The following is a 24,184-nucleotide window of genomic DNA, read 5'->3' as shown; positions in this document are numbered from 1 at the left end:
ATTGTGTCCACAATATCCCAAAAATCATATCGTTAACCGACCAAAACCTTCCAGTTTTGACAGCCAACGATAAGTTAACTTGGTGGCTTCGTCCCCCAAACCCCTAGAGAAAATCTAACATAGATTTTTACAAGTTTAGAAAAGTATAGCGGAAAAAACTTGGAGAAGTTATCACAGAGAAATGAGAGAATGAAAAAGAGAGCCTAGGCTCTCGGAAAATTTATTAAACTAGAAAATTATCTTTAAAACGTTTAAAATCTACAGTATTAAAATACTTCTCAGCTTCTTTACCATCATTAATAAAAGCTTTAAGATTATCTAAAACTTCCATATATTGTGCACCAATCATATCCTCGGGTATTAAATTTAATACCTCTAGAAGATTATTATTTTGAATCTGACCGTTAACGTTGATATTACCATCACTCAATAAGGTAAGGATACGCTTCACTATGTCTTCATCAGAATTTTGGAAGAATCTATCATAAAACAACTTTCCACCAGGAGAAACACCACTCTGATATGAAACATTTTTACCAATTCTACAAATTAAAAATGTTTCTACTAATAAATCTTTCCTCATATTAGGAACATCTGATGGACTGGGTGCTAACTCTAGAATTTCTCTAGCGATAGGAGTTTCGTTAGCATAATTATCCCAACTAAAATGAGCATTTTTCAACTGTTCGCATTTCACAGAGAGTTGAATGGTTTTCAAATCTTTAGAATAATATTTTTTTCCTCCTACTTTTTCGAAAAATAACTCAGATTGATTTATTTTATATTCATCTAATTGAGTTCTAAATACATCTAACCTCTCTCCTAAACTATATCTGAATGTGTCAGTAGTGTATTTCCAGCTTATCAATGATAAAGATAAAAAATTGTTTAGAATAATAGACTTACCTTCATAATTCTTGGATACAAATATTCCAAAAAGAGTATTTGTGAGATTGGCAATAAACTGCGGTGATAATTCTTTGATACTATTTTCAAATTGTTCTTTATCAACCTGTGAAAAATAGGTATCTCTATTTTTTGTATTATCAATGATGCTCTTTACAGTTATTGCATGACCATTAACTTTCTCAGAAATGACATCATCTATGCAAGTTTGTAACCAGCCTAATAATTCTGCTGTTCGGATTTGATCATCATTTGGATGTGAAGCACCTACATGATTCCGCATATCTAAAATATGTGTCAGTCTTAGATATAATGCTTGTGAAATTAGACCTAATTTTTTACAATTATCTAAAACAACTCTATCTTTTAAGTGTGGTAAATCTTCCTCTGTTTTATATAGTCCTCTATCAGATTCACTGACTGCTGAATTAAAAAATATTTCAACTCCGTAATGAATAATTTTTTGATATATTTTTATCATTACTTCATTCCAAACAAAATTTAGTGATGCATCATACAGACCGATTGCTGCACCTGCTACAAATTTTGAAAGATAACGAGCATTTGTTTTGTATTCCTGAGGCATATTCTCTAATATCGAAGGCAACATCGTATGCATCATTTTACGCTCACTCTCAGAAGCTATCACATTCTCAGTTGGTAAGCCATACTGCTCTAAATACTTTTCAAAGCCAATAAATGAATCTCCAGGTAAATATTGAGGACTAGTGTTAGTTAAATCATTAGTCATTAAAAAATCCCCTCTTTCTAAAAACTAGAAAATTACATGATAAGAATATCAATAAAAACTCAGTAAATTATATCAATATCAGATTTGGTTGTCAAGGTAAATTGTTTGTTGATATAATAGACTTCTCCCTTTCTACATTGTCTTTCCGCACCTGTTCAATGTACGCTCTATTCCCTCTATATATTCCGTATACCTCTCAATTTCTCTAAAAGTTGTTTTAAAATGAATCTTTGTATGAATTAAATACGATAAATCATCACTTATCAAAATCCATAAGCTACCTTCATCGTCAATCTTTATTTCCATCTGTTTTTGATAGCGATAAAAACGTGTCAGAAAATCTGCCGCATGTTCTTTCAAAATCTCGATTTTAAGCGTTAATGTCATTATCTTCAACTGATAATGACATTTTCCGTCTCTCTTAAAAAAAATCACTTGTTATTTACAAAATGAGACCGAGAAAAGTTCCCAATTCCATTTTGAATTAGCCTGACTCCAAACAGCTAGGAAGGAAGAAAATAAATAATATGAAGATAATACACTAATTGTCATTGACTAATTATTATATTTCTGTTTCCTAATTTAGGTTACAAAATTGAGTTTGAAATCCACAGTCCTCAAATCCTAAAATATTCCAATTTGATCTTAGAAATCAACTTTCGAGGAAAATTTTTATAGTGTTCAAATTACCAGCCAGTGTCTTTAGGAGCTGGCTGGTAATTTGAGCTTATAGCCCTGGGACAAACCACCCGTTAGACGGGTGGTCATGATATGGTTAATTTGATATTTTTACCTCTATCATATTTTCAATATTATCACAAATATTACAACAAACAGCAAAAGAATAATTTTCATAAAAAGGTAATTCAAAGAACTTGAAATTCCTCTCCCCAGTAACACAAATATTGTTGCTCCACAGCTCAGTAGTGAAAGAATTCATAGATTTAACTAAACCTGTTCCTATCGCTTTAACAAAGCTTTCCTTTAGTGTCCAAAATCTATAAAAAGTTTCACACTTTAACGAATCTGAGAGCTGTAAGAAAAAAATTTTTTCCCTCTCTGATAAAACATAATCTATAACTTCATTAAAATCAAAACTCTCATTATATTCTAAATCGATTCCGACTTCAGCATTGCTAATCGCAACTGCTACCCAATCTCCCGAATGAGTAATATTAAAAAAACAATTATCAATTCCAATTAAATAGGGTTTCCCATGATTATTTTTAAAAATTTTTACGGGAGTAAACTCAGATATAATTTTGTTAAATAAAAGATATTCATATAAGATATAGTATGCAACAAGAGATCTCCTATAATCTAAAACCTTTTTATATTTTCTCACTTCTTTCAAAAAGTTAGGTGGGATACGATTTTCTATGTAGAATTCATCCAATTTAGTAATATTGATATTTGAAAAATATATTATCATTACACACTCAACTCAACCAATTTATAAAATTCACCTTTCCTATCCATCAAGTTATCAAAAGAACCATCTTCAACAATAACTCCATTTTTCATAAAAAGAATTCTATTGTATTTTTTCAACATGCTCTTATTTAACTTATGCGTAACAACAAGAACCGTCAAATCTTGAATTTCTAAAATTGAATTTTCAATTTCAGTAGTAACTTTATTATCTAAAGACGAGGTAGCCTCATCTAATAATAAGATTGGTGTTTTTCGAATTAAAGCACGCGCAATACTAAGTCTCTGTCTTTCTCCCCCAGATAGATTTGATCCATTCTCGCCACATGAAGTTTGTAGACCTAATTCATTTTCTAAAATATAACTTTCTAAGCCAGACTGCTGTACAGCTTTTTTTATATCATCTTCAGTAAAGGATTGACTAAGGGTAATATTTGCTTTTAAAGTATCATCAAAGATATAAACATCTTGCTGAACAATAGTCATTAAGTTATAAAGGCTCTCTGCTGAAATAGCTTGCAAATCTTGATTATCAATTGAGATATACCCACTTGTTACATCATAGAAACGCAGTAATAGATTGAGTAAAGTCGATTTTCCACTGCCTGACATACCTACTATTGCAATTTTTTCCCCCTTTTTGATCTGCAAAGATAAATTATTAAAAATCTTTTCCTCAGCATTAGGGTAGGAAAAATCTACATTTGAAAAAGAAATGACATCATCAAAATATTCTTTCGTTTTACCAGTTTGAAGTTCGATTACATCTTTTACCTCAAATGAATTCAGTGTAGCCTGACCTTCACGGAATTTACTCATTCCCATACCAATTTCATTTAGTGGCATTACTACAAAATTGACTAGTTGAACAATAGCTGTAACACTCCCAATTGTGGTATGCCCACCGAAGACCAGATACATTCCTCCACCAAAGGCTACTAAAAAAACAATCATCCCTGAAAGTTGAGAAATAACATTAGATAAAACATCAAATTTCCCTTTGATGAAATATATCTCATCCAATTTTTCACTTTCGTTTTTGTAATCTTTACCGATAGCCTCTTTCACATTAAAACTCTTTATAACTAGAAATCCTGCTAAAATATCTTTAACCTTAGCTAAATATTTCTGATCGGCTATCATAGAGCTATTTTGTAGAGAGGCTGATTTTTGTCCAATAAATCCTGAAATCATCATAGGAATAATGCTAGCAATGATAACTAATAAGGTCAAAAACCAATTACCTATAAACATGGCTACTAGTGAGAAAATCATTAAGGAAATATTTTTTGAAATATTAAAATATTGGTGCAAATAATCCTGCTCAATTTTCTTCATGTTCTCAGTTAATATTGAAATAAATTTCCCTGATTTTTCCTTAGAAAATTCTCTATAATCCCTATCTAAAATAGATTTAAACACCTTATTTTTGTATCTTGACATAATCTGCCTAACAAGTTTATTTCTTAATCGAAGGGATATAAAATTAAGACTGGCATAGATAAATATTACGATAGCACCTATTAGTATCGCTTGGGTTAGAGCTTCCCTATTTTGGGACATTCCACTATCAATTATAATTTTAATAGAATAAGCAAAAGCAATATTAGTTAAAGGAACTAGTATATTAAAAATCATGAAAGTATAAAAAGACTTCTTATGGTACTTTGTCAATTGTTTCATTCCTAATCTACCTCATAATTCTTAAATTTCATTTAGAAAATGTGACATAAAATATTCTTCTAAGTCAATATTCTCTCTCCTAAGCTCTTTCATAGAGACCTGTTCTAGCATTTGTCCATTTTTGATAACACCAATCTTATCTGCTATCTGTGAAATTTCCGATAAAATATGACTTGAGATGAATATTGTAACACCACATTCCTTAGAAAGAGACAACAAAAGATTCCGAATTTCTTGAATTCCTATTGGATCTAAACCATTGATTGGTTCATCTAAAATTAACAATTTAGGTTTTGTTAGGAAAGCCCGAGCTAAACCAAGTCTCTGTCTCATTCCTAACGAAAACTCTTTTACTTTTTTAGTCGTATTTTTTAATCCGACCATCCTTAAGGCTCTTATTATATCTGATTCGGTAATATTTTTCCTCATATATTGCGCGTGAATTTCCAAAATTTCTTTTGCAGTACAATTTTCATAAAAAATTGGTGTTTCAATAACACTTCCAACCTGACTTAGAATCTCCTCTCTGTGATCTTGTAAATTTTTTCCAAAGATTTCAATACTACCAGATGTAACAGTTGATAAGGATAACATGCATTTCATTAAAGTTGTTTTCCCTGCGCCATTTGGTCCTAAAAATCCATAGATTTCTCCTTCAGAAATTTGTAAGTTAATACCACTTAAAATTTCTTCCTTAGCAATAGTTTTAAAAAGTTCTTTTATTTCAACAATATTTCCCATCTCTATACCTCGCCTTCAATGTCGGATTTCAATGTGAGAGCTTTTTCTTCAGAAGCATAAATTCCAACTTGTACAGTCTCTTCTTTTATAGAAATTATCAGAGAATTATTACTTGTTCCTTTTTTTAGTTGTTTCAGTTTTATGCTTGAAAAAAATTCGTTTCCTTCTAAAAATTCATAAATACCTAAAAAGTTAACCACAGGTACATGATCATATTCAAATTCATCTTCTTGCTTGTAATCATTACTATAAATGAAATTAATAAAATCCAAAGATGTAATATTTCTAGAATTTTTATACTCTTCAACTTGACAACGTAAAGAGTTATCAAGTTCACTTAATGAGCCATTTTTAACAATGACTGGAATTAGTTCTAGAAACATTCCAAGAGTATTAGAAAACTTTTCCAATTTCCCACATCTCCCCTTGAAAAGTATAAAAGCAGGCATTTTACTTGGCCAATCTTTATTAATATTAAACTGTTTACCATAACTTAATATTGTTCGCCCAATTACTCCCCATAGATTATCTATAAGAGGCAATTCTTTTCTAAACTTAGGTTTAACAATGATTGAAGAAAAAACTTTTGAATTATTTTTTACAAAACCTGTCTTGTATTGATTACTTACTTCCTCAAAACTTTTTATTGAGAAAATTCGATGGTTTACTTCCTCTGTTGAATTTACAAGTTTTGCATATTCTGAATATGAAGGTATAGTATCTGATTTGAGGTCTGGAAATTCTAAATTATTTTTAACACTTTTTTCAAAAATTTCAGCTGAATAGGCATCCCAAAATATATGATGAATTCTCAAATAAACGCGATATTTAGTATCGTTTTCTTTCAAAAGTACTAATTCACAGGCATGTTCATTTTCTTTAAAAATTTCATTATCTTCGAATCGATTTTGCTCAATTTCATAGATTAATTTAATATCTTCTATGCACCTATCACTTAGATCAACAAATGAAATTTCCCAAGCCGTATCAAATGGATACTCTTTAATATTTAAAACATTATCTATATAAACATAAGAACTTCTTAAAACACCATTCTCTTTAACTACTTTCTTCAATGAATTAATTATATCTGTATAGTCATAATCTCCTTCAATATCAAAAATTGCTCCAGAAACGATCATAGGTTGTTTTTTAATCCACTGCTGCATTTTAGTAGCTTTGTATATTGAGTATTTATTTTTAGATTTAAAATCCTGCTTATATGTTATAGAGTACGGCTTAGATAATCTTCTTTCATTTTTTTGCGTTATCTTTTTTTCTGTAATTTCTTCTGGAATTGTTGCAATACTATTCTCTAAATGTAAATCTCTAATAGATTTTTTGCTAAGTATATCTTTTAAACTAATCATATATCCGAGCTTATTTAATTTTGCGACAATTCTCATCGCTGTAATTGAATCACTTATAATATTTGATAGGGGCTGAAGAACGTTTGATATATCAATCTTAAGAATTTTTTCCAATACCTCACAAAATTCTCTTTCTCGGAAACTCATTTTTAAATCTTCTGCTAGATTTTCTATTTTGGGTAATCCAAAGTTTTCAAGGGTCTTTCTATCAACCTTTCCATTAATAGTAGTTGGAAGCGAATCAATGCTAACAATTCTCTCTGGAATCATATAGTATGGTAATTTTTTTTGTAAAATTAATTTAACTTCTGCAGATAAAATGTTATTATCCGAAACTATATATGCAACAATGTGTTTATCATTATTCTCACTGACAATGCAACAAGCAGCTTGTTTAATACTAGATATATTCAAAATTTGACTCTCAATTTCACCTAGTTCGATTCTAAAACCTCTTATTTTTACTTGACGATCAATACGTCCTAAGTATTCAATGTTGCCATTAGGTAATCGTCTAACTAAGTCTCCAGTTCTATATATTCTGGATTTAGAAATTAACCTATCTTCAAAAAAAACTTGCTTATTTAATTCGTCTCTATTTAGATAACCTCGAGAAAGACTTATACCGGATATACATAATTCACCTGGCATGTAATCTCCGACCAAAACACCATTATTCATGATATGTACATTGACATTTTGTATCGGTTTACCAATTGGACATTTCTTCAATTCGTCCTGAAGTTTATAAATTGTCCAATCTGTGGTCCAAATTGAAGCTTCACTTGGACCGTAACCATTAATGTAACACATTTTTTGACTCCAAACTTTAGCTATTTCAGGACTTGCTTCATCTCCAGCATTCATAATATATTTTAATGTATTTAATTCATCTGGTTTGAAGAAAGGCATCAATACTGGAGGTATTAAAGCAAAAGTCACTTGCATTTCATTAATAAGATTCTTTATATCTTCGGGTGAATTGCGAATATTATCAGGAACAATAACTAATTGAGAATTATTTACTAAAGCACCAAATATTTCAAGAACCGATGCATCAAATGAAAGACTAGCAAATTGTAAAATTCTAGCATTATTTTTTAGTTGAAATTTTTCTCCAATATAATCAAATAAATTCATTAATCCTTGATATTCTATTAGAGAACCTTTAGGAGTTCCTGTCGATCCTGATGTATATAGTACATAAGCCACATTATTTTTGTCCAAAACAACTCTAGGTTTCTCTGAATTCATTTTTAAATTACATTGATCTGGTTGAATTATTTTTATATTCTGTAAATTACCACTTTTCTCATCGTCTGTAAATAGTATTTTAACTCCTGCATCTTCTAATTGAAAGGAAACTCTTTCAAAAGGTAAACTTTTATCCATAGTTACACAGCAAGCTCCTGCTTTCATAACTGCAAGCATACTTATTATTACCATTGGTGATTTCGATAAATAAATACCTACTCTGTCCTCAGTTTTAATTCCATTTTGTAGTAAAATGTTTGCTAAGGCATTACTTTTAGATTCCAATTCCTTAAATGAAATTTTTTCATCTAAATAGAAAATAGCAGTTTTTTCTGGATTATGTATTGCATTTTGACTAATAGCTTCAGGAATATTAGCAAGGCATATTTCTTTTTGGTTCTCTTGATTTTTTAGGTATAACTTTCTTAATTGCTCCTGATTTAGTACTTGAATATCTTTTACTTTATGTTCAGGATAAAAACAAATATACTCTAAAATATTTTCCATTGTTTGGAGGAGATTATTAATAGTATCATCTGAGAATTTTTCAATATTAAATGACAATTGAAAAGACATATAGTCTCCAGTATCGTGAATCATACAAGATATATCATAACTGGGATTCTCAACGCCCTCACACACCTGTAAGGTTATACCATTGACAAATTCAAATAATTGATTATCTGAAACAAAATTTGAATAAGAGTATACTGTTGAGAATAATGGTGTTCTTCTACCTAACAACTTTTGTATTTCCGATGGGCTTACGTATTGATAATGTTGTCCCTGAATAAGCTGTTGTTTATTTTTCAAAATAAGCTCTTTAATAGTTTCATTATTCTCCACAGAAATTCTTGTTGGTATAGTATTAATCAACATTCCAACAATTGAACCAATATTTTCTATTTCAAAATTTCTACCAGAAACAACCTTTCCGAAAACAGAGTCACTAGTATAGTTAAACCTTTGAATTAACAAACCCCAGACAACTTCTAAAATAGTATTTCTTGTCACTGATAGTTTACTACTCAAATGCGTGAGTTTATCGTAGACATATTTAGGAACGTTGTGACGCAAATTACCGCTTAATGATCTATTATGTACATTTGTCTCCAAATTTTTAAAATCAGATTCACCATCATAATCCCCAAGTAAGTTCACCCAGTATTCTTTTCCATTATTATCTTCTATTCCTCCAATAAATTTTAAATATTTTTGATAATTATCTTTTTTAGATAAATATCTATCTAATTTTACATATTCATTATCAACATAGTATTTGTAAGTAATCGACAGTGTCTTCAATAAATTTGCCAAAGACCAGCCATCAAAAACTATATGGTGGAAACTCAGCAATAAGTATGTTTTTTGGTCGTTAGCTTTTATAATTATTGCTCTGAATAAATTACCTTTCTCTAAATAGAAATCTTTATTCATTTCTATAGACTTCACCTTTGTAAGAATTTCATTTAAATCTATGGTGCTATTAGAATAATCAAATTCCGTTACGGATATATCCTTGATTTCATCAACTTTCTGTAAATATGATCCCGAATCACTCTCAACGATTCTCATAGATAATGCTGGATGTTTGGTTGAAAGCTTACTAAGTGCCAGTTTTAAAGACTCAAGATCCAAATTATTTCCTAATATTTCAAATAAAGTCTGAGTGGAATAGAGATTGGGATTGTCATTGGTTAACTTTTGAAATAGTATCCCCTCTTGAGAAGGAGTCAGTGGTAAAAGTTCTCCTCTATCATTATTGTTGATAAATGATAGTATAGCTTCTTTAAATTTCTTACCTAATTCTTCAATATCTGATTTCTTAAATTTATTTGAATTAAAGTCAATTATGAATTTTAAACATTTATTTTGAATAATACCATTGAAGTTAAGGGGAGACCAAAGAGTATTATTTTCATCCATTGAATTTCCAAAATCATAATCTGACATTACTAAAGAACTAGAATTGTTGTCTATGTTCCCCATAAAGTTAAATGAACATTCTGACATTTCATTTGAATTCAATATTCTCTTACAATATTTAAGAATTCCAAAATTAAATCCTTTTTTTGGTATTCTTCTAATTGCTGCCTTAGTTTTATTCAATAAATCCCAAATATCTTTATCAGAGCAATCTAAAATTAGTGGATAATTTGTAGTAAACCAACCTATTGTTCTATCTACTTTAGAAATATTATTAATAGATTCTCTCCCATGTCCTTCTAAATTTAATGATAGTAATTTTTGATTAGTTATACTATTCATTGCAAAGGCGAGGGCGGTTAATAATAGATCATTTATCTGTATGTCATCTCTGGGATTGCAAAGTTTTTGAAGAGATTTAGTCTCATCTTCTGATATAGATATTTTAATTTTTTTGAACGGATTCCCCTCAAATTGCTTATCTCTGGGCTCTTCTAGCTGAATTTTTCCTTCTGATATCTTAGAAACTACATTATTCCAATAAGAAAGTTCCCCTGTTACCTCTTCTGAATCACCGTGTTTTTGTAGTTCATTTAACCAGCTTTTATAGTCCATTGTTTTATATGGTAGAGTCAATTCTTTATTCTGATTAAGCTGATTTTGCAAATAAATAAAATCATCTAATAATATTCTCCATGACACGCCATCAATAACTAAATGGTGTGCACAAATGAATAGTAAAACTCGTTTTTCAGTTTTAAAATACACTAAACTTAGCAGAGGAGTTGAAGATATATCGAATTTGTTTTGAGCATTATTACAATATGATTTACAATTTTTTATGAATTCCTTATCAGTACATTCTATAAAATCAATTTTATAAGATGGACGTTTTACTTCTATAAATCTGTTACTACTTATTTTAGAATCACTAAAGTTTTCTTTAAAAATCGAATGTTCTTCAGTTAATCTGTCAAATATTTTGATTATATCTTCATATTTGTCTTCAAATTTCAGTTCTAAAAGTACTGATTGATTGAAGAAATTGGGATTCTTTAAGTTTTGAGAGAAAAACTCTTCAATAATAGGTGAAATGAGAATATTATCATCTGAATTATTTTCAATAATGCCTATTTCATTTTTAGTATGAAATAACTTTTTTAAAGAAATTGATTGAAGTATTTCCTCAGGTTCAACTTTAAATCCAATTTCTTTAAATTTAGATGCTATTCGTATAGCTTTTATTGAATCTCCCCCTTGAGACAGAAAATCTTTTTCTAAGTCTAAATCTTTTTCATTTAACTCACTTTTTAAAATGTAAATTAAATCACTATTATCTTTTGAGTTTTCTATTGATTGAGAATCTTGTAATAATTCATATAAATTATTACAGCCCAATATTTTATCAGAATCTAGAATGATCGATTTTTCAGCTAATTTTGAAGAAATCCTAATTGCTTTAATAGAATCTCCTCCTTGCTCCAAGAAACTCTCAGAAAAAATGACTTTATTATTTAATACACCTTCTATAACTGCTTTTATCTGTTCTGTTTTCTCAGATTTAACAATTGGAGTGTTTATACTTTCCATTAATAATGTTAAATATTCATTAGATAACCTTTCTATAGTCTCTTTCCTAAAAATAGCTTTTTTGAATTCCCATCTAATTGTTAATGTACTATCTATTTCTAAGATATCTATTGTGATATCAAATGGTGATGTTTTGGATTTTATAGGGATTTGTTTCAAAAAACCATCTTCTAGTGTTTTTACCTTATTAAATGCTAAAAATACGTCAAATAATGGATTTCTTGTATAATCAGTGTTACTATTATGAAGTTTTATGATTCTATCTAAAGGATATAGTTGGTTTTCAAATAGTTTCAATACTACTTTTTTTGTTTTTTGTATAATAGTAGCAAAATCATCATCTTGATTAATCGTTCCCCTTAGAGGTAGAGTGTTAGTATACATACCAAATGTGTTTTCTGATTTTTCAAATAATCTTGAATTTATTGCTGTTCCAATAATAATATCTCTTTGATTAGTGAGTATACTTAAATAATACATTGTTAATGAAGCAAAGAACATATATAGAGTTATACTATTGCTAGAACAAAAATTGTCAATATTCTTTTTTAAATTTTTGTCTATTTCTATTAAAATTTCATCACCACTTTCATTTCCTCTAGAAACTCTTGGAAAATCTAGCGGCAAATCTAACAAAGTAGGCTTCTGACTAAAAGTTTCTTTCCAATAGTTATCTGAAGAGTCCAGATTTTCATTGTTTAATAAATCATTTAATTCTGCAGAAGGCATCAATACTGGTAATGTTTGTTCTCCTCTATACTTCTTCATAAGTTCTGACGTGAATAACGATGTAGAATATCCATCATTTATTGAATGATGAATATCAATAAAGACATAATCGTTTTTAGTTGTTCTCAGAATATTCATTCTTATTAATGAATCATTTTCCAAATCAAATGGTTTTACTAAACTACTAAATACATTTTCGATTTCTTGTTCTTCACATGAAATCATTTTTATTTCACTAGAAATATGATTTTTGACTTCCAGCATTAATTTATCATCATGCATATGAAAATTAGATTTTAAAATTTCAAATTTATCTAAAATTTGTTTATATGTATTATTCAGTTTATTCAGATCAAGTCTTTCATTACTTTTTAATAGTAAAGGCATGTTGTAACTTGTTGAACTTTTATGAACCATTTGTAAAGCGTATATTCTTTTTTGTGTATCTGTAGCTTGAAAAATACTGTAGTTATTTGAAGTAGTAGAAACTACTGAATTATTTTGAACGATATTAAGATTTTCTGATTTATCAAGATTTATTGTTTTTTTAGGTTTTTTTTGACTATTTGACTGTTCAATTTGACTTAAAATAAATGATATCGTTGGAGATTCAAAGAATTGTTCTAATTTAATCTGTAGAGAAAAATTGCTATTTAAACGATTTATTAGTCTTGCAGCTTTTATTGAGTGTCCTCCTAGAACAAAGAAATCATCTGAAATTTTCACGTTATTTATTCCTAAAATTTCAGAAAAGACTGCTTGTACTTCTCTGAAGGTTGAAGAAGTAATTAATTTAGAAAGTTCATTATTTTCAGTTTCATTTTTAACATCAGTCAAACTTAATAATCTTGGAGTGTCAATCTTTCCATTGGCAGTCAAAGGTATTTTTTTAATTTTAATAAACTTTGAAGGAATCATATAAGACGGGATTACAGATGAAAGTCTGTTCCTTAAGGTTATTGTGTCAAAAGAATCTGCTGTAATAAGGTAAGCAATTAATTCTTTATTTGCTCCTTCTCCCTTGGCGAGTACTACACAATCTATAATAGATGCTATATTCTTAATATTGTCTTCTATTTCAGATAGTTCTACACGATTTCCTCTTATTTTAATCTGTTTATCCATTCTGCCTAGAAATTCAATATTTCCGTCATAATGCCACCTTGCATAATCACCAGTTCTATAGAATTTTTCACCTTCAAACAAAAAGAATTTCTCATTAGTTAAAGTTTCATTATTAAGATATCCAATAGCAACTCCAGGTCCAGAAATGCATAATTCACCTACCATACCGAACCCACAAACTTTTTCTTTCTGGAATATTATGCATCTAACATTTGGTGCTGGTCGTCCAATCGGAATTTTTTTATGTAGTTTTTCACGATTTTCAAACCAGGTTGTCGACCAAACAGTTGCTTCCGTTGGACCATAACCGTTCGCATAAGATAGGTGATTCTTCCATTTATCTACTATCTCCCATGTTGCTTCTTCCCCTGCTGTCTTAAGTGATTTTAAAGTAACTAGTTTTTCAGGATTTAATTCATTTACAAAGACAGGAGGTAAAACCGCCCAGGTTACTTTAAATTCATTCATTATTTGAGTAACTGAATCTGGATTCAATCTCTTTTCTTCAGGAACAATCACTAGCGTGTGTCCATTCAATAGTGAGGTTAGTATCTCTAATATCGAGGCATCAAAAGCTAAGCTAGCAAATTGGAGCAATACTTCAGAGGAATTCTTAAATTCAAACTCCAAATTCATTCCCAATGCCATATTAACAGCTCCATTGTGAGAAATAAGGGTTCCTTTTGGTTTCCCTGTTGTACCTGATGTATATATTATATATGCCAGATTTTCGCAAGGATAATCATATTCAATATATTCAAATTTATTTTCTAATAACAAATTCTTATCAACAGAAATTACATTAATCGATTTATCCTTTATAATTCTTTTACGTTCATCATTTAACGTATTATTTATTAGTATATATTGAGCTTTTGAATCCTCAAGAATGTAAGTAAATCTCTCCTTAGGAACACTAATGTCTAATGGTACATATACAGCATTAATTTTTAATATGGCTAAAAATGAAATTATTGGTTCCATACCTTTTTCTTGTAGAGAAAGGACATAATCTCCTTGATTAATACCGCTTTTTCTTAACTGTAGAGCCAATGCTGTCGACTTATTATCTAATTCTTCATAAGTCATAGTTTCACCAGAAAAATTTAAAGCAACTTTATTCATAAATTTATTTGCAATATCTTTAAACTGTGAAACGATATTTTTTTCTACTTTAATTGAAGGCTGTATATTTTGTGAGTATTCCTCTATTATCTTTTCTTCTTCTTTCCAAGAAAATTTAATATCTCTCAAAGGTTGATTTTCATTTTCCACAAATTGTTCAAGTATAAACTTAAATCTCTTAAGCATATCAATGATAGTAGATTCATAATATTTGTTAGAATCATACATCATTTTTATATATAGTTTTTCTTCTTGAATAATTGACAAATTTAATGTATAGTCAGTCTGTTCAAATGTTTTTTCATGTTTCATCCATTCAGGGTGACTATCATTGAAGACATCAAAACTAAACAAAGAACTAATTTTTTGATCAATTAGATTATTAATTTCTGAAAGTGAAATCATTTCATTTCCGTTTACCAAATAATTTTTTCTTTGTTGATATTTAAGTAATTGGGATACGCTTAAGTTTGGATCAGTTTTTATTCTGATTGGTATAGTATTAATAAATAGTCCTACCATATTATCAATTCCAGGAAGTTGAACATCACGACCAGATATAATTTTCCCAAATACAACGTCATTGGAAGCTGAATAAGCCTGTAGCACAATCCCCCAAGCAGACTCTAAAATAGTACCTACGCCTACTTTTATTTTTTTTCCAAGATTTTGTATTAATTCGGTTAATTCTAAAGTTAGTTTAATTCCAACTTCGTCCAAATCACTTTTCTTGATTTTTTTATACGAGTTATCTTTCTCTGGGAGTAATATTGGAAGTCCTTCAAAATTTTCAAGATAATTTTCCCAAAAATATTTTGTTTTAATTTCATTGTTGCTATCGAGTAACTCAACAAAATCACTATACTCTGATATTTTTTGATTTTCTTGGTAGTCAATTTCTTCATATAATTGAATAAATAAATTATTAATAATATCTAAACACCATCCATCCATTATGATATGATGAAATGACCAAATAAGTTTTGATTGATTCTCTCCAATATTTATAACATGTACTCTAAATAGTGGATCCTTCTCGAAGTCCCAAGAACTTTTCTTCTCTTTAGCAATATATTTTTTAATTTGTTTATCAATCGTTTGAGAATCAAATCCATCAAAATCTTCAAAAGTTACAGGTATATTTCGTTCAACAAACTGCACATTTCTTGCAACTTTTTGTTGTTTATAAAAAATTGCAGTTCTTAAAATTTCGAAACGACTTGCCATTTTCTCCATAACAGAGTAAATTTTTTCTTCTTTTAATTCTTTATAAACATTCATCACTACTTGAACAATATATTTATCCTGTTTATCTAGCATTTTATTAAAAAGAAAATTTTCCTGCATATATGATAAGGGATATATTTTTTCTATTTCTAACCCATTAATTTTTGTTGTCTCAATTGTAGATTGTAACTCTTCCTTACTCCAAGAACAATCACCGTATTTTGCCATACAGTCTTGACTATTTATCTTTTCAATAATTGTATGTATGTTATTCTTGAATCTATCAGCAATTTTTTCTATTTCAGAAATTGAAAAATAACTTTGTTCAAATTTAAATTCAAAAAATAGATTATTATTAATACTTTGTCCAGTTATAGTTAATGGGAACCATAAATGATTTGATTTTGAATTCCTATCTCCCATATCTAAATGAACCAATTTTATGTGTTCTAAATTTTCCTGAAAATCACCTAAATAATTAAAAACTATCAATGGTTCAAATACTTTCTCATAGTTAGATATTTTTTGATCTTTATAAGCTAAATAATTTAAACCTCTATTCGGAATTCTCTTAGTTATACAAGAAACACTTGCTAGTAAGTCATCAAAATCTTTTTTATTCTCAAAAATAACAGGATAGATACTTGTAAACCAACCTATCATGGAATCATTTTCAATATTTTGTTCTATTGATTCTCTACCATGACTCTCTAACATAAGCGCTAAAGTGTCACTATTGACTGCTTTTATAAGTGCTGCCAAAAAAATATCATTTATTCTATATGCATGCTTAGAATTTCCCGTAAGAAATAGACTATCATCCATGTCAATAGTAATTTTCTTGGAGTTTATATTATTAATTGATAATTTAGTTTTTGAAGAATTTATTTTTTCTAAATCATTATTAATTTTATCCCAGTATGATTTTTCCTCCTTCAGTATCCTAGTTTGGTATTTATCTAATTTTCTAGCCCACTCAAAAAAGGTAATATTCTCTCTAGGGAGATCAATCTCTCTGTTTTCTATTCTTTTTGTGAATATGGTATTGAGTTCATCGTTTAATAATCTCCAAGAAACACCATCAATTATTAGATGATGAATAGTTATAAAAATATAACTCCCTGTAGAAGACTTAAACAACACAATGTTAATAAGTGGACTATTTTCTAAATCAAATTTATTTTGATTTTTTCACAAATTAATTTGAATTTTATATTAAATTCGTCGGAATTCAAATCTTTAAAATCATGGGATTCAAATAAAAATAATTCTCTACCTCTATTTATAAACGGTTGATTATTTTGATCAAAATTGACCTTAAATAGTATGTGATTTTCGGTCAACTCTTTAAATATAGACTTAATTTCTAAATCATTTAACGAACTATTTATATACAATGTTTCACATTGATTAAAATGTTCCTTGACAAAGAAATCCTTTCGGAAAAATTCTTTTTGAATTGGGCTTAGTATTATATCGCTTTCAAATGGCTGACTGATTAACTTCTCTTCATTGGTATTTCCTAATCTCAATATGATTTCATCAATACTTTTAGAATCGACTATATCGTTAGTTCTAAGTTTATAGCCACGATTTTTCAGCTTCGAGACGATTCTGATTGCCTTAATTGAATCCCCTCCTAAAGAATAAAAATCAATATTTTCATTCTCAATCGTAATTTTTAGTATTTCCTCGAAGACTTCAATGATATCTTTTTTTGTAGAATTATCAATCGTATCCAGTAAACTTACTTTACTTTCTCTTATAATACTAGGTAAAGATTTTTTGTCAACTTTTCCATTCAAGGTCATCGGTAACTTAGCTATTTCAATAATATGATGAGGTTGCATATAGGTTGGCAATTGATCTATAATTTTTTTACGAAACGTATTTTTATCTATGGGATTTTGCAAAACTACATACACAACAACTTCTTTTTCTGAATTCTTAGAATTGAGATTCGTTATACATGAATAAACTTCTTTTACTTCATTTTGTTTTAAGATTATTGAGTTCAATTCAGACAAATCTATACGGTGACCTCTTACTTTCACCTGATTATCTTTTCTCCCACAAAATACTAATTCTTTTTCTGAATTCCAATAAACTATGTCACCTGTTCTATACATTTTTTCCTTGGTTCTAGGATGTAACAAAAAACTTTTTTCATTTTTAGAATCATTGTTAATATATCCTACACTAAGGCTATCTCCTGAAATATACAGTTCACCAGGAATTTCAAGCCCACATTCTTGAATTCCTTGAAAAACATGACAACTTACATTCTGTATAGGACGACCTATCGGAACAGATAAATTAGTATCAAAATTTCTATATTCCCATGTGGAAGTCCAAACTGTCGCTTCAGTTGGTCCATAGGCATTAAAATATTTTACTTTGTCTTTCCATTCTAATATAAAATTCCAATTAGCTTCCTCACCAGCAGTCATTAAATATTTTAATGTAGTTTCACGTTTTGTATCAAGATTTTGCATGTATACTGGTGGAATAATTGCAAATGTTACTTTTTCAGTATCCCACATATCTTGCAGTAAATTTGGATTTTGTTTTTCTTCATGATTAACCATTACTAGAGTACAACCATTTAAAAGAGCTCCAAAAATTTCTAGTATAGAAGCATCAAAAGAATGACTTGCAAATTGTTGAATTATATCATTTTCTTCAATTCCGATATCATTTATCAATGCCTCACACATATTTATTACTGAACTATGTTTTATCATCACACCTTTCGGTACTCCTGTAGAACCTGAAGTATAGATAATATATGCAAGATTATCCGAAGTTATGTTGGGAAAAGAATTTAGATTAGTATTTTTTTCTACTAATAGGCTATCATATATGATAGTGTTTATTTTAAGAGAATTTGATAATTCTTCATCACTAGTGATTAGTAATTTACACAAACTATCACTTAATATATATTTTATTCTCTCAAAAGGATTTTCTTTATCTACGGGCAGATAAATGCCTCCAACCTTAAGGATTGCAAAAATTGCTACAATTGCATCAATTCCTACTAAAGTTGATGCGATAACTTGTCCAGAACATACCCCTTTATTGATTAGTAAATTAGCTAATTCAGAACATTTTTTATCTAATTCCTTAAATGTTACACCTTCCTTATTGTATCTTACAGCTATCTTATTAGGAAACTTCTCTACTTGTTTTTTGAATAGCCCCGTAATTGTTTCACTCTTATTAAAGTCTTTAACACGTTTTTCAAAATAAACTTCTTCTTGTTTTTTTAGTAAGGGTACAGAAGCAAGTTTTTTATCAATGTTATCAATAAACTGCTCTAAAATATACATAATAAACAAATGTAATCTTTGAAGTTCTGGTAATTTTATTGAAAACGTTTGATACTCGTATAAAATAAACGGTTTTTCATTCATATAATTAATCATAATTGTTAATGGATTTGTCCTACTACCACTACCAATCACTTTAAACTTAAATCCTAACTTTAGATATCTGTGCTTTAATTCATAATTCATCTCCATGCACGATATATCGGTCAATGATTCAAATGATTCAATTCCATTATTTTCTATCATTTCTGATATGGTATAATCACAAAATTTTTTTATAATTGCTTTTTTTTCAGATACATCCAAAATATATTTTTTAATTGAAGTTTCTAAATCTATTTTAGGAATAATGGGTAATAAGCTAGTATTTGAATTCCAACCATCATTCTGCGTTACTGCTAGCCCAACACTAGCTCCAGATGTAAACGTCTTAACTTTTTTAGAAAAGATTACTCCAGCTAAAATAAAGTCAAAAAGAGTAGTATCCTTTGAAATTTTAGATTCTTCAAATTTACGTATTAATTCTTGAGGAATAATCTCTTTTATTACTTCAGTTCCTAAATTTTTCGAATTTTCCTTATAAAGATTTTCCCCTTCAAAACTTTCTAACTCTTTTTCCCAAAATTCTATTGTTTCTTCTTGATTTAGAATAGTTTTTTGGGAATAACTTCCTGACACCTCTTCAATATTTATATCGTTTAACAATAATCCTACAAAAGTGTTTGAAAATTGGGTAATGAATTGAATATCAGAAATTAAATGATGAAATTTTATCAATAACTGCTTTTTTACACCATTTATTTCTACTATAAGAAATTCATGAAGTGGTTTCTTGAAATCAAATATGGAGTCCTTCTTCCATACTTCGATAAAGCTGTCCAATTCACTTACACTTTCAAATTTTTTAATTAATATATTATTAAATTCTTGATAACTTCTGATGTATTGCTCTTTATTTGATAATACCTCAATTCTTAAATGATCAATTTTTCTCAACATAATATTTAAAGAGAATAATATTTCATCAGTTGTATATTTTGCTGGAATTTCCAATGATGCGCAGATATTGTTGATTTCTTTAACTTCTCTTAAGTTCTCAATATTTAATAAATTTTCTTGAACTTTTGTTAATTTATAATTTATATTCGTCATTATAATTCTTTTCCTTCCATTAAACTCAGATATACTACTTGGTATTAATATCTTTTCTTGAAATATTATAAATTAAAAATGAAACAATCATTAAACTTATGAAACTAGCAAATATTAAGAAGAATAAGTTATCAACAAAATTATTCGTTAAACTTCCTGGACTTACATTCGAAAGTAACGCTGCTAAACCAAGTCCTGAAAGCATAGTTATAGCTATTGAATGCCTAATCATGCCTAAAACAAAAGGTAGTATTCCGATTAATACCGTTCCAAACGTAATTCCAGCTAAGTTAATCATTTGATTAGCTACGGGGATATAATTTGATTCAGTTAAAACTGCAACTAATTTAATTAATAATTGAATCACTAAATGTGCAGTAAAATGAGCAATAAATGATATCAGAATTACTGTAAGCACTTTTCCCCATAGTAACTTTATTTTAGAAACAGGATAGGAAAACAGCTGAAAAATTGTTCTTCGTTTAAATTCATCAATAATAATCGTAGACAATAAATAAGATTCAAAAATCAAAAATGCTGCTTTGGTAAATAAAGATGCAAACAATGATGTTGCAATTGCCCAACCTTCCCATTTATCAGTAATTCTAATATTATTGGCATTCTGTCCAACGAATTCTCCTAATTTATTATCAGTACCTAACCCCATGATTATGATTCCTGTAATACCTAATACTATAAATATAGTACCTAACCAAGCACAAAATAATTTAGATTTCGAAACCTTATTTAATTCAATTTTAATAAGCGACAACATAGATTTTTCCTCCAAAAAGTAAATATAGGCTAGATTATTAAAACTATTCTCAGCACATATTTAAAATAAATTTTTTAACAAACAAAATTTCAGACATACTTTCGGTATGAATAATATTAAAAAACAAACATACTAAGAGTATGTAAAACCATATTTTAATAACATACATAGAGTATGCTATTTTTTAAAATATAAAATACGTAAAATATTTACAATAATTAACTAAACCCACAATGTTTCAATATAAAGGCATTATTAAGAATCATATCATAAGACTATTTTGCACTTTTTAAGTGATCAAATAATTGGAAAATCACCTCCATCATTTCATCAGAAATCAATTCTACTCCTAGCCCTTCAAAAGTCAGTTTAATGAAATTCATTTTTCGTTTTAATTCTTCTACTGAAAAAACAGAAATCTGGAATCCAATCCAAACATCTAGCGTCAAAACGATTAAATCTGCTAGTTCTTCCGGATATTCTGTTTTTATTGATTCATCTTTAACACCTTCATAAACTCTTTTCCTAATTTCTGGTAAAAAATCAGAAAATAAACTTAAATACTGCTCTCCTAATAAACGTGGACTTCTTAGCATAATTGAGACTGAGTATACTAATCTTTGTTGTTCTAAATTAGAGAACGCATCCATCAAAGAATTTTGTATTTTTTCTAATGCAGTATCTCCTCTCCAATTATAATTTAAAATTTCTTGATTATTTTCGCTAATGATTGATTGCAATATTTCATCTTTAGACTCAAAATGATGATAAATAACACCTTTCGTCAACCCACCTAACCCATCGATTATATCTTGTATTGAGGTATTATCAAATCCTTTTTCTAAAAATAAGTCTTTCGAAACTTCTAATATTTTTTTTCTAGTCTCATGTGAGTTTCTATTCCTTGCCATCATATCTCCTTTCTATCATACTGTCGGTATGTAATTCTATTATAATCTAACAAATTAATATTGTCAATTTTTTTGTTGTTTCCAATGATATTTTGGAAATTTTATAAAACTATTTATTTCATTCCATCTTTCCTAAATATCTCTAGATTCTTTGCCAATTGTTCCTTATGAAGTTGATTTTTAGCTACCTTTAATGTGTCATCCAAAGTTTCTTCTCTATAAGTTGATTCTGTTTTTAGTTGCTTTGATTCTTGATCTGGAGTGAAAATGATATCAAACAGTCAATCTATTTTTTCAAAATCTTGGACGGACATATCAGATAGTCGATGAATTAGCTTCTTAAATATATCACTATTGTCTTGATTTTTTTTAAAATGTTGTAAGCATCTATAACCTCTCAAAAAAAGCAGCCTATCAGGACTGCTTAGTGTAATTCCGAAATCGCATCATAAATGGACTGTAATTTCTTATTGTCTTTATTCTTTGTGTCAATCAAAGTATGTAGCTATTCAATTTTCATTTGTCTACTTTTTATATCACTATTCTTATCCTCAATAAGTCTTTTAAGATGTTCCTGATAACTTGTAGTGATATCTGTCTCTTTTCCTGTTCTAACCTCTGTAACTTTAGGTTTAGAACTAGGATTTGATTCTGTCATAGGTGCTTGTTTACGCTTTTGAAAAACTGCTTCATAATTTACATCATTAACTCCTTGATGATTTCCAAATAAGGACGCAACTTTGTCTGAATTTTCTAATTTACTTTCTAAAAAGACTGGGCAAAATCTTAATTTCAGGAAAAAATGTAGTAAATCTTCCCACAAAAAACGCATAATATAAAGTCTTTAATACCTGATACTATACGTTTTATTGATTTTAAAGATTTTTTACCCAACCTCTCTAATTCTAATAAAAATTAGTTTGTGTTTATATATTTAATATCACCAAAAATACTTTTAATATTTTCTAATATATTTTTTTTTAAACTACAAATATAAATTACATGAAGATTTAATTTAGCTCTGGAACAAGCAACGTAAAGCAAATTACGAACTTCACTAAAGCGTTTATCCAAGCAATCTGGATTCCCATAATTTTCAAAATAATATTTACAATAATCATTTTTTCTAGCAAAATTATCTTGTAATACAACAACTACATTATCAAATTCTAATCCCTTAGAACCATGCAAGGTATAGTAACTAATACTCTCTTGTTTCGAATCATCAAAAATATAATTATACCACTTTATAAATTGAGAAATATCTAGATTAAAAAATTCATCAACAACTGCCGTTTCTCTTTCTGATTCCTCCGAATCTTGAGAATAGTAAAAATAATCATAAGCACGATTCTTTATATTCAACAAAATGTTCTCGGCGGTATCATCTATCAAGAATATTTTTTTTAGAATATCATTACCTGAGATTGGCTCCTGAATATTTGCAATTTCATCAATGCATCTATCAATTGATAATGTAGATAGGTTAGGCTCTCTCAAATTACCAATAAATTGCTTCATTACTGCAAATGTTAGTTTTGGTTTATTCGATGTTATAAACTGAATAATCTCCCTAACCGTTGAATTATCATCCCTTACCTTTTGAATGAAGTCTATGAAAGTTAAAATCTCTCTCAAAAACCATCCCATATGCTGTAAATTTTTCTGTAAAAATTCATTAGACACATTCTCAAAGTTAGCACCACTAAATCGAGGGAACTTTTTCAATACTGATAATATTTCATCAAAATCTCTTGCTTTGGAAATATCATCATTTTTCATAAGAAGACAGGCCGTATTATTAATCAGGTGATTTTCCTGTAAAAAAGTATCTATATTAAAATCATCACCTGAGATATAAAAATTATAAGATCCATTATCAAAATCAGTATATATAGATTGCTGCCCAAAATTGTCATTTCTAATTTTTTCAATTAACTCGACAATCTGCTTAGAAGAACGTCGGTTAAATTTTTTTTCAATGATTTTATATTCATGTTTATTTGGAAGAATCCCAATCCCCGAACCATAAATGCTTTGTAAAGAATCTCCAAAAAAACCTACTATAAATTTTTTGTTAGTATTTGAATATTCCCTGATGCTATCCATTATATCAATAACTTTTCCATCTGTATCTTGATACTCGTCTACTAAAA

General features: G+C 28.6%; 10 protein-coding genes and 2 pseudogenes. All 12 read right to left on the bottom strand.

Annotated features, from left to right (window positions below):
• Nucleotides 1-223: 223 nt before the first annotated feature.
• Complete coding sequence (locus tag HMPREF2701_RS01755) at nt 224-1,657, bottom strand: hypothetical protein (protein WP_070481941.1); 1,434 nt, start codon at nt 1,655-1,657, stop codon at nt 224-226.
• A 132-nt stretch (nt 1,658-1,789) separates the two neighbouring features.
• Nucleotides 1,790-2,044 (bottom strand): hypothetical protein, encoded by a 255-nt coding sequence (locus HMPREF2701_RS01750; protein ID WP_070481939.1) that lies wholly within the window; start codon nt 2,042-2,044, stop codon nt 1,790-1,792.
• Between the two features lie 388 nt (nt 2,045-2,432).
• The gene (locus HMPREF2701_RS01745; protein ID WP_070481937.1) at nt 2,433-3,089 is read right to left on the bottom strand and encodes a 4'-phosphopantetheinyl transferase family protein; all 657 of its coding nucleotides are present in this window, start codon (nt 3,087-3,089) and stop codon (nt 2,433-2,435) included.
• Nucleotides 3,089-4,771 (bottom strand): ABC transporter ATP-binding protein, encoded by a 1,683-nt coding sequence (locus tag HMPREF2701_RS01740; protein ID WP_070481935.1) that lies wholly within the window; start codon nt 4,769-4,771, stop codon nt 3,089-3,091. Before HMPREF2701_RS01740 ends, HMPREF2701_RS01745 begins: the two co-directional genes overlap by 1 nt.
• A gap of 21 nt (nt 4,772-4,792) precedes the next feature.
• A complete protein-coding gene (locus HMPREF2701_RS01735; RefSeq protein ID WP_033629546.1) occupies nt 4,793-5,512 on the bottom strand; it encodes an ABC transporter ATP-binding protein in 720 nt (239 codons plus the stop codon).
• A gap of 2 nt (nt 5,513-5,514) precedes the next feature.
• On the bottom strand, nt 5,515-16,998 hold the full coding sequence (locus HMPREF2701_RS01730) for a non-ribosomal peptide synthetase (protein ID WP_186821210.1): 11,484 nt from the start codon (nt 16,996-16,998) through the stop codon (nt 5,515-5,517).
• A 26-nt stretch (nt 16,999-17,024) separates the two neighbouring features.
• Nucleotides 17,025-20,342, bottom strand: a complete 3,318-nt coding sequence (locus HMPREF2701_RS01725) for a non-ribosomal peptide synthetase (RefSeq protein WP_070481931.1) — start codon at nt 20,340-20,342, stop codon at nt 17,025-17,027.
• 34 nt (nt 20,343-20,376) lie between these two features.
• Nucleotides 20,377-21,117, bottom strand: a complete 741-nt coding sequence (locus HMPREF2701_RS01720; protein ID WP_070481929.1) for an ABC transporter permease — start codon at nt 21,115-21,117, stop codon at nt 20,377-20,379.
• A gap of 275 nt (nt 21,118-21,392) precedes the next feature.
• Nucleotides 21,393-22,028 carry a TetR/AcrR family transcriptional regulator gene (locus HMPREF2701_RS01715; RefSeq protein ID WP_070481927.1) on the bottom strand — a complete coding sequence of 212 codons (636 nt, stop codon included), beginning with the start codon at nt 22,026-22,028 and terminating at the stop codon, nt 21,393-21,395.
• Nucleotides 22,029-22,141: 113 nt separating this feature from the next.
• Nucleotides 22,142-22,429 (bottom strand): annotated as a pseudogene (locus tag HMPREF2701_RS01710) (hypothetical protein).
• Between the two features lie 23 nt (nt 22,430-22,452).
• Nucleotides 22,453-22,824, bottom strand: a pseudogene (locus HMPREF2701_RS01705) (DUF5945 family protein).
• Between the two features lie 119 nt (nt 22,825-22,943).
• A partial coding sequence (locus HMPREF2701_RS01700) for a 3'-5' exonuclease (protein WP_315940755.1) occupies nt 22,944-24,184 on the bottom strand: 1,241 nt, incomplete at its 5' end.

It is taken from the genome of Streptococcus sp. HMSC077D04 (assembly GCF_001808785.1).
In the GTDB taxonomy this organism is placed as follows: domain Bacteria; phylum Bacillota; class Bacilli; order Lactobacillales; family Streptococcaceae; genus Streptococcus; species Streptococcus mitis_BX.
Note: the sequence above shows the minus strand (reverse complement) of the source record. Positions and strands in the feature narration are given on the sequence as shown.

What these genes read in the sequence shown, in the direction of transcription:
- HMPREF2701_RS01750 (WP_070481939.1), bottom strand. Translation starts at nt 2,044, where the DNA reads ATGACATTAACGCTTAAAATCGAGATTTTGAAAGAACATGCGGCAGAT.
- HMPREF2701_RS01745 (WP_070481937.1), bottom strand. Translation starts at nt 3,089, where the DNA reads ATGATAATATATTTTTCAAATATCAATATTACTAAATTGGATGAATTC.
- HMPREF2701_RS01735 (WP_033629546.1), bottom strand. Translation starts at nt 5,512, where the DNA reads ATGGGAAATATTGTTGAAATAAAAGAACTTTTTAAAACTATTGCTAAG.
- HMPREF2701_RS01715 (WP_070481927.1), bottom strand. Translation starts at nt 22,028, where the DNA reads ATGGCAAGGAATAGAAACTCACATGAGACTAGAAAAAAAATATTAGAA.
- HMPREF2701_RS01740 (WP_070481935.1), bottom strand. Translation starts at nt 4,771, where the DNA reads ATGAAACAATTGACAAAGTACCATAAGAAGTCTTTTTATACTTTCATG.
- HMPREF2701_RS01755 (WP_070481941.1), bottom strand. Translation starts at nt 1,657, where the DNA reads ATGACTAATGATTTAACTAACACTAGTCCTCAATATTTACCTGGAGAT.
- HMPREF2701_RS01725 (WP_070481931.1), bottom strand. Translation starts at nt 20,342, where the DNA reads ATGACGAATATAAATTATAAATTAACAAAAGTTCAAGAAAATTTATTA.
- HMPREF2701_RS01720 (WP_070481929.1), bottom strand. Translation starts at nt 21,117, where the DNA reads ATGTTGTCGCTTATTAAAATTGAATTAAATAAGGTTTCGAAATCTAAA.